The sequence below is a fragment of the Actinoallomurus oryzae genome, assembly GCF_039541955.1.
Classification (GTDB): Bacteria; Actinomycetota; Actinomycetes; order Streptosporangiales; family Streptosporangiaceae; genus Actinoallomurus; species Actinoallomurus oryzae.
Map to the genome: position 1 here is coordinate 61,178 of NZ_BAABHF010000078.1, position 8,240 is coordinate 69,417.

General features: G+C 71.1%; 7 protein-coding genes. 4 read left to right on the top strand and 3 right to left on the bottom strand.

The window, feature by feature from the left end:
• Nucleotides 1-3 precede the first annotated feature (3 nt).
• Complete coding sequence (locus ABEA10_RS50035) at nt 4-903, bottom strand: LysR family transcriptional regulator (RefSeq protein ID WP_345475782.1); 900 nt, start codon at nt 901-903, stop codon at nt 4-6.
• Nucleotides 904-1,026: 123 nt separating this feature from the next.
• Between ABEA10_RS50035 and ABEA10_RS50040 the strand changes: the two genes are divergently transcribed.
• The 3 genes from ABEA10_RS50040 (at nt 1,027) to ABEA10_RS50050 (ending at nt 4,277) form a co-directional block, all read left to right on the top strand.
• Nucleotides 1,027-2,211 (top strand): CaiB/BaiF CoA transferase family protein, encoded by a 1,185-nt coding sequence (locus ABEA10_RS50040; protein WP_345475783.1) that lies wholly within the window; start codon nt 1,027-1,029, stop codon nt 2,209-2,211.
• 22 nt (nt 2,212-2,233) lie between these two features.
• Nucleotides 2,234-3,586 (top strand): SLC13 family permease, encoded by a 1,353-nt coding sequence (locus ABEA10_RS50045; protein ID WP_345475784.1) that lies wholly within the window; start codon nt 2,234-2,236, stop codon nt 3,584-3,586.
• A 76-nt stretch (nt 3,587-3,662) separates the two neighbouring features.
• Complete coding sequence (locus tag ABEA10_RS50050; RefSeq protein ID WP_345475785.1) at nt 3,663-4,277, top strand: hypothetical protein; 615 nt, start codon at nt 3,663-3,665, stop codon at nt 4,275-4,277.
• Between the two features lie 231 nt (nt 4,278-4,508).
• Here ABEA10_RS50050 and ABEA10_RS50055 read toward each other — a convergent pair whose 3' ends face one another.
• Nucleotides 4,509-6,122 (bottom strand): SMI1/KNR4 family protein, encoded by a 1,614-nt coding sequence (locus tag ABEA10_RS50055; protein ID WP_345475786.1) that lies wholly within the window; start codon nt 6,120-6,122, stop codon nt 4,509-4,511.
• Nucleotides 6,123-6,210: 88 nt separating this feature from the next.
• On the bottom strand, nt 6,211-7,053 hold the full coding sequence (locus ABEA10_RS50060) for an SDR family oxidoreductase (RefSeq protein WP_345475787.1): 843 nt from the start codon (nt 7,051-7,053) through the stop codon (nt 6,211-6,213).
• A gap of 137 nt (nt 7,054-7,190) precedes the next feature.
• On the opposite strand from ABEA10_RS50060, the gene ABEA10_RS50065 reads away from it, so the two are divergent.
• Nucleotides 7,191-8,096 (top strand): LysR family transcriptional regulator, encoded by a 906-nt coding sequence (locus ABEA10_RS50065; RefSeq protein WP_345475789.1) that lies wholly within the window; start codon nt 7,191-7,193, stop codon nt 8,094-8,096.
• The last annotated feature ends 144 nt before the right edge of the window (nt 8,097-8,240 follow it).

Sequence of the window (8,240 nt, forward strand, 5' to 3'; positions counted from 1 at the left end):
CTCTCAGCCGACCGGCGGCTTCCCGCCGCTCATCTCCTCGGCCCTGGTCCGGATGAGCCGCTGCACGATGAGGGCCGCGCGCGAAGGCCGGCTGTCCTGACGCTGGGTCAGGCACAGGTGGACCGGGTGCGCGTCGCGCAGGGGAAGCCACACGAGGTCGGTGATGTCGGCCGAGGTCTCGATCCGGGCGAGGACGCCGAGCCCGGCGCCTCGGCCGACCATCACCTTGAGGGTGCGCGCCGACATGGCCTCCACGACGACGTCGGGAGCCGCCACGTGCCGGTGCAGCGTCTCCCACATCACGGTGCCCGCCCGCATGGTGACGATGGGCCAGGTCTCAAGGTCGCGCCAGTGGACGTGATCGCGCCCGGCGAGCGGATGGTCGGTGCGCACGAAGACGCCGACCGGGGCGGACACGAGCGGTGTGCGCCGCAGCCCCGGCGCGGGCGGGCCGAGCGGCATGGTGATCACTCCGAAGTCCAGCTCTCCGTCGAGCACGGCGCTCTCAATGGCGGTCGAAGCCCCCTCGCGGACGGTGAACCGCAGCTCGGGGTGGTGCTCGCGCAGCCGGCCCACGACCGGCGCGATGATCGTCTCCGCGGTCACCGAGACGCCGCCGATCTGGACCCTGCCGCGGTAGGCGCCGCTCGACTCCATCGCCGACTCTCGCACCGCGTCCTCGGCCGCGACGAGGCGGCGCAGTGGTTCGAGCAGTGCCTGGCCGGCCGGTGTCGGCCGTACGCCGTGCCGGCTGCGGGTGAGCAGGACGACGTCGAGGTCCTCCTCCAACAGCGCGATCTGCTGGCCGATGGTCGGCTGGCTGACGCCGCACCGGGCGGCCGCCGCTCGCAGCGACCCGGTCTCGATGGCGGCCAGGAGATACCGCGCCCGTTCCACCCGCACCGCGCCACTATAAAGGCGAAACCTTTCACCCGTGAGCCGCGATCGCGTCTTCCTCGCACGTCGTCGGCACGGCATGGTGACGTCAACCTCTTCTCGACGTCTCCTCCGTGAAAGGCATAGCCGGTGTCCAATGGTCCGCTGAGCGGAGTACGCGTCCTGGACGTGTCGACGATCCTGGCCGGTCCGCTGGCGTCCTCGCTCCTCGGCGAGTTCGGTGCCGAGGTGATCAAGATCGAGCATCCCGTCGAGGGCGACCCGGCGCGTCTGTACCCGCCCCTGGAGGACGGCGTGTCGGCCGGCTGGCGGATGCTCGGCCGCGTCAAGCGTAGCGTCACGATCGATCTGCACCGCCCCGAGGCGGCCGGCCTGGTCGGCCGGCTGGCCGCGGCGGCGGACATCGTGGTGACCAACTTCCGGCCGGGAACGCTGCGCCGGTACCGCATCGACTTCGACGACCTCCGCGCGTACCGGCCGGACCTGGTGATGGTCCACGTGAGCGCGTTCGGCCGTACCGGGCCCTACGCCGACCGCCCGGGGTTCGCCCGCGTCGCGGAGGCCTTCGCCGGCCTGACCCACCGCACGGGCGAACCCGGGCGTCCGCCGGTCTTCGCGGGCTACCCCGTGGCCGACGGCGTCACCGGCATCTACGCGGCGTTCGCGGCCCTGCTCGCCCTGCGTCAGCGAGACCTCACCGGAGAGGCCCAGCTGGCCGACATCCCCCTGTACGAGCCGCTGTTGCGGATGATGGAGGACTTCGTCGTCGAGTACGGAGCGACCGGCGAGAGCCGCGAACGCCAGGGCAACGAGAACCCGCACATCAGTCCCAACAACCTGTACCGCACCCGCGACGGTCGCTGGCTGGCCCTGCCCGCCTCGACCGAGCAGATGTGGCGACGGCTGGTCAAGGTCATGGACGCCGCGGACCTCGCCGTCCACGACTCGATGAACGCGCGGCTGGAGCACCGGGACGAGATCGAGACGCGCGTGGCCGCGTTCGTGGCGGCTCACGACCTCGACCCGCTGATGTCGCTGCTCGTCGACGCCGGGGTCGCCGCCGGGCCGGTGAACTCGGCGGCGGACGTCTGCGCCGATCCGCACATCCGTGCCCGCGGATCGGTGGTGGAGGTGCCGGACGAAACGGGCCGGCCGCGTCTCATGCAGGCTCCGGCCGGCCGTTTCTCCGGCTTCGAGGGCACGGTCGGCCGCGGCGCGCCGGCCCTCGGCGAGCACACCACCGAAGTCCTGCGGGAACTCGCCGGGCTCACCGAACCCGAGATCCAAGACCTGCGCCACCGAGGAGTGGTCTGACCGAGAAAGCGAGCCCACGACCATGGCAACCCTCTCGATCCTTGTCCTGATCGCCCTCTTCGCCGCGACCCTCGTCCCCGGGTTCGACCTGGGGCTGGCCGCCCTGGCCGCGGCGTTCCTCCTCGGCCTCGCCGCGGGTGTGCCGGCGGACAAGGTGACCGGGTTCTTCCCGGGCGACTTCTTCGTACTCATCGTCGGGGTGACCGCCCTGTTCGCCGCCGCCCAGCTCAACGGGACCCTCGACTGGCTGCTCGACCTGCTGCTCCGGCTCGTCGGCGGCCGCGTGGTGCTGATCGTGCTGGTTCCGTTCGTCGTCGGCGCGGTGCTGACCGCGCTCGGCACCCTGCCCGCCGCCGCGACCGCGATCGTGTCCCCGATCGCCCTGGGCTTCGCGGCGCGGTACCGGATCTCACCGCTGGTGGCCGCCGTCCTCGGCATCACCGGAATCATCAGCGGACTGCTGTCGCCGCTCGCCGTCTACGGTGTCACCGCCCGCGAGCTGAGCACGAAACTCGGCATCGGGCTGCCCGGTTCGGCACCGGTGACCTTCCTGTTCGGCGGCCTGCTGACCGGGGTGGTCGTCTGCGCGGCGTGGCTGGTCGTCGGAACGCGCAACGGCGCGGTGCCGCCCGGCCGGGTCTCCGCCCCGTCCGCCGCGACCGGGCACGCCACCGCCGGGCCTTCGGCCGCCGAGGGCGGGACCCCCGTGACGTCATCGGCGGGCCGCGCACCCGGCTCCGGCGCCGGGACGGCGACGGCGGTCTCCACCGCGCCCGAGGCGACGCGGGAGCGGATCGGCGCCCGGGCTCTCACGGTGCTGTGCCTGCTCACCGTCGTCGTCCTCTCGGTCGGCTTCGACATGAACGTGGGCTACCTCGGCCTGACCGGGGCACTGGTCCTGCAGGTGGCGCTGCGGCTGCCGGCCGGCGCGATCGTCTCCCGAATCCCGTGGAACGTGGTGCTGCTGATCGGCGGCCTGCTGACCTATGTGGGCCTGATGCAGCACCTGGGCGCCTTCAAGAAGATCAGCGATCTGCTCCAGGTGGAGGGAGCGCCGATGCTCAGCCTGCTGGTGCTGTGCTACATCGCCGGGGTCACGTCCTTCGCCGCGAGTTCCATCGCGGTGTTCGTGACCGCCATGCCGCTCCTGCCGCCGCTGGTGGCCGACGGCGTGTCCCCCGTCGGCGGCGTACTCGCGCTCGCCCTGGCCTCGGTCCTGGTCGACATCAACCCGCTCGGCATCACCGGCGGCCTGATCCTCGGCGCCGCAGAGCCGTCGGCACGGCCCCGCCTGTTCCGGCAGCTACTCGCCTACGGATCCGCCTCGATCGTCGTCGCGCCCGCCTTCGCCTGGCTCGCCTTCGGCTGGTGGTGACCACCGGAAATCGGCGCGGAGTGGAGCCGGAGACCGGGTGGGGCCGTCGTATCCATACTCCGCTTTCCAGCGGGCCATGAACGGATGGGAGGCCACGATGACCGGCGGCGCGTTCTGGTCCCAGCCGAGCGGCCCGCCGCCGGCGACCTTTCCCGTCACGCAACTCGTCGTGAGCGCCGCGGAGAAGAGGCGGGTGTATGCGTTCACATCCATCGCGGTCGTCCTGATCTTCGTGCTCGGGCTCGTCGGCATCCTGACGTACCAGCAGCAGCTGGGGATCCTGGGGCATACGGGTCCGAGGGCGGTGGCGTGGACCGCGCTCCCCGGCATCGTCCTGGTCGTGCTCCTGGTCTCGGGAGTCCGGCGGTTCAACGCGCTCCGTCTGCGGCGCCGCGGCCACCCGGCGTCCCTGACCCTCTCCCCTGCGGGGCTGCTCATCGAGTCGGCGGTGTATCCGCTGACCCTGCCCTGGCCGGAGGTCGTCTACATCCAGCCCCAGGGCGCCGGCCAATGCACGGTCCCGGCCCTGGATCCGGACCAGCGGCAGGTCCTGTTCTTCGACCTTCCCGCCGCTCAGGTGGCCGAGGCGATCGGCTTCCACTCCGGAGGGCGCACCACGCCGCGCGTCGTCCAGGTCGGCCAGACCTCCACCGGCCTGCGGAACCTCGCCAACACCTACAAGCGAATCTAGACGCCGGAGGCCGGGAAGGTCCTACCGGGAAACTTCAGCGCGCGACCGCATGACGGCGGCCTTGGTCTCTTCGGCGATCACGTGAGCGTTCAGCGCCGCCGCAGCCGCGGCTCCCTGCGCCGCGGAGCTGTGCCTCGCATGTACTCGCGGATGTGGGGCGTCGATCGCGTTCGCTACGACGTGGCCGGGACATGAGGCTCGCCGAACTCGCGGAGGCCACCGGCATATCGATTAACGACCGCTTCGCAAGAACACCGGCTTGGGCGGTCGGCCGGGTGAGACGTCGGTCAGTGCGGGTTGCCAGCGACCGGTGCTGTTCGCGATCAGCAGTTCGGTGAGAGTTCCCGGGAAACGCCAGCGGTTGTCCAGTTCATCCATGATGACGAGAGACCAGGTGTCCGGGTCGGGGGCGGTGGTGTCCCACATGATCCGGTGGCGGCGCTCCGTACTGGCGCAGACCAGCAGCCCACCCGGGTGGGGCCAGAACCGGACTCCCTGCCGGTGCCGTGCTTCCATCTCATGGCAGGTGATCAGATCGAGCGTCGCTCCTGGAGCGTGGATGTCGATGCCGACGTCGGGAACGGTGCCGTAGGAGTGCAGGATCTGCTTGTAGTCCGACGGGAGAGTGAGCCCCAGCGCTCGCTCGGCCTGGGCCAGGTCGAACCGGGATCGCTCATGCCCCGGTCCGAGCACGCTGGCCAGTTGCGCTTGTGGGGTGGCGATGTCCTGCCAGCTCGGTTCCCGAGGTGGCTCGACGGCCGCCGTGCCCGCCGGGATGTAAACGCCGTCACGGGGGCGCCCCGCCGCCTGGAGCACCGGAAGGTCTCGCAGACGGCCGTTCAGCCATGCGTGCAGCACACACGTCGCGGACCAGTCGAGTCGTTGCCACCCGATGGCGTCCGCCGAACAGACAACGGTCGGCCATCCATCGGGATGGGGCCAGGCCGGTAGCCACCAAAGCGTCTCCCCGGTGGCGAAGACACCCCACAGAACGAGCCCGCCCGGCTCGGGCGCCACCGTCACGCGGACGGTGCGCGGTTCGAATCCGCGCCCCCGGCGCAGCATCGCACCGTACCGCGCCTGTTCTTCGTCGCGGTCGAAGCCGTCCGGGGCTCCCGGGGCGAGCAGGCGCAGCGCGCCATCGATCGTCCCGGGACCCACGCGCCGCACGAGCGCGCGGTAGTCGGCCGGAACAGGTTCCTGCCAGGAACCGACCGGAGCGGGCGCGCCAGTGACCTTCAGCCTGTCCGCGACCATGTCCGCCGTCGACGAGTCCGCGGCGGCCGGGGGCGCGGGCCGGGCGGGGTCAGGACGGCCGAAGACGTACGGCCCGATGCCGTCGTACCGGGTCACCCGGGGAGGCGGAGCATGACGCTGCCGGTTCTCCCCAACGACCATGGCGAGCAGATCCGTAACCGACATCGCGCACGGAATCCAGGCGTCCTCGACTCGTCCGACCACAGTCCACTGGTTCGGGTCCGCCGACACCGACGTATCCCAGAAGTAGCCGTCGCCCCCGGCGCCCCTGGCGCAGTGCAGAAGCCCGCCCGGCTCGGGATGGAAGGCGTACGGATGGTCCTCGGGCTTCTCATCGCGCATCGATCGGCATCTCTCGCTCTCGAGCCCGACCGTGCTGAAGTAGCTCAGGTAGGCCCCGCGACCGGCCCAGGACGGAACGGTGATCCGGAGACTCTCCTCGATCCGGCAAGGACCATAGGCGGTCGCGAAGGCCTTGTAGTCGTCGGGCAAAGACAGGCCGAGGGTGCGTTCGATGCCCGGCCAGTCGACCGCGAACGGCTCCGTGGGCGGAGGACCGATCAGCTCGGCAAGGGCCAGAAGATCCATCCGGTGGCATCTCCTCAATGTGCGAAGCCCACGAGGGCCGGGGACCAGTATGGTCTGCTCATCAGGAGGCCGCGCGAGTGCGTGGTCGTCAGTTCGGAGAAGCGGCGGGCGCGTTGTCTTGGGCATCGGCGGTGGCCGCGTTCTCCCGCTGGGCCTCGATGTCGGCGAGACGCTGCCGCAGGGTGGCGGTCATCAGCTCCCACGCGTCCGAGCCGAGGACGAGGCGATGCGGTGGCTCGGTCGATTCCGCGGCGCGGATGATGGCGGCGACCGTGTTCTCCTGGCTGTCGGTCATGTCTTCGACGGGGATGGGCTCGCGGTCGGCGGGCCCGCCGCGGTACGGCGCGCTGACCGGCACCCGGGTGGCCGCGTCGAAGAAGCCCGTGCGTACCATCCCCGGCTCGATGAGGGTGGTACGGATGCCGAACGGCTCGACCTCGGCGGCCAAGGAGTCATAGAAGCCTTCGATGCCCCACTTGGTGACGTGGTACATCGAGAAGGCGGGAAACGTGATCTGTCCGCCCATGCTGGACATCTGCATCAGGTGCCCGCCGCCCTGAGCGCGCAGGTACGGCACGACGGCGCGGGCGAGCTGGATCGAGCCGGTGAGGTTGGTCCTGATCATCTGGTCGATCTGCTCGTCGGTCAGGTCCTCCGCGGTGGCGAACACGCCGTGGCCGGCGTTCGAGACGACGACGTCGATGCGGTCGTGCACGCTGAACGCCTCGTCCACGACGGCACGCAGCCGGGCCGTGTCGGTGACGTCCAGTGCCCGCACCCACAGCCGGTCGCCGTACCGCGCGGCGAGATCGTCGAGTTGTCCGGGCCGGCGCAGCGTGGCGGCGACGTGGTCACCGCGGGCCAGCAACCGGCCGGTCAACTCGCGGCCCATACCCCGGGAGGCGCCGGTCACGAACCAGGTCTTCGCCATGATCAGAATCCTTTCTCAGCCGGGGACCTCTCAGGTCCCTCGCCGGTGTCAACCGCCCGGGCGGACGCGAAAATCCATACGTGCGATGAGAGTTCCGGGTCGCTCCCATACGCTTTGCGCATGGCTAGGCTGGGCGCATGAGTGAGCTGACCATCGCCGGCCTGCGCGTCGTACGCGAGATAGCGCTGACGGGATCGTTCACCGCGGCGGCACGGTTGCTCGGCTACTCCCAGCCAGCCATCTCGCGGCAGGTCGCGGCGATGGAGGCGGCCGCCGGATATCCGCTGTTCATCCGCGAGCCCCGCGGCGTACGGGTCAGCGCGGCAGGCGCCGTCGTGGTCGAACACGCGGGACGGGTTCTGGCGAGTGTCGACGCCCTGCGGCAGGATCTCGTGAGCCTGGGCGATCGGCTGGCGGGCCGCATCAAGGTGGGCGCGTTCCCGGCCGCGACCGCGGTGCTCGTCCCTCGTGCGCTCGCGAGGCTCCGCACCCGGCACCCCGGACTCGAGGTGAGCCTGAGCGAAGGCTCGACCCCGACCCTGTTGCGGCAGCTACGGGCCGGGCGCGTGGGCGTCGCCGTGATCGGCGTCGGCGCCGGCCTCCCCGAATACGATCTCGACGGCGTCCGCCACGAGGTCGTGTTCTCGGGCCGGCTCTGCGTGGCCGTGCCCGCCGGGCACCGGCTGGCCGACGCGGGCGTCGTCCCGGTGCGCGACCTGGCCGGCGAGACGTGGATCGCCGGAGAGGGCTCCACCGGCGACCCGCAGTTCCGGGCGTGGCCCACCCTGGCCGACCCCGTCATCGCGTACTCCGTCAGAGGCTGGCCCGCGCGGCTCGGACTCGTCGCCGCCGGACTGGGCATCTGCCTGGTCCCCGAGGTCGCCGCGCTGTCGATACCGCCCGGCGTCACCACGATTCGTGTCGATGATCCGAACTGGCTGGGTCGCGTAACGGTCGCCGTCACCCCGCCTGAACCGACCGAGGAGGCCACGGCGGTCGTCGACGCGCTGCGTGAAGCCGGCGACGAAATCCGCGCGCACTGAATTCGCCCGCGTCCCGTCACCTCGGTGGTAACCACGATCAGGGCGGGATGCCGACCGCCCTGGACGGAGCCTCTAGTCCGTGAATGGTCCTTAGGTGGGCCGCGCGGCAGCGGACTCCGGCGTGGTGGTCCGGTGTCTGGTGGA

Coding starts and splice junctions, on each gene's coding strand:
- ABEA10_RS50045 (WP_345475784.1), top strand. CDS start 2,234: ATGGCAACCCTCTCGATCCTTGTCCTGATCGCCCTCTTCGCCGCGACC.
- ABEA10_RS50050 (WP_345475785.1), top strand. CDS start 3,663: ATGAACGGATGGGAGGCCACGATGACCGGCGGCGCGTTCTGGTCCCAG.
- ABEA10_RS50055 (WP_345475786.1), bottom strand. CDS start 6,122: ATGGATCTTCTGGCCCTTGCCGAGCTGATCGGTCCTCCGCCCACGGAG.
- ABEA10_RS50060 (WP_345475787.1), bottom strand. CDS start 7,053: ATGGCGAAGACCTGGTTCGTGACCGGCGCCTCCCGGGGTATGGGCCGC.
- ABEA10_RS50065 (WP_345475789.1), top strand. CDS start 7,191: ATGAGTGAGCTGACCATCGCCGGCCTGCGCGTCGTACGCGAGATAGCG.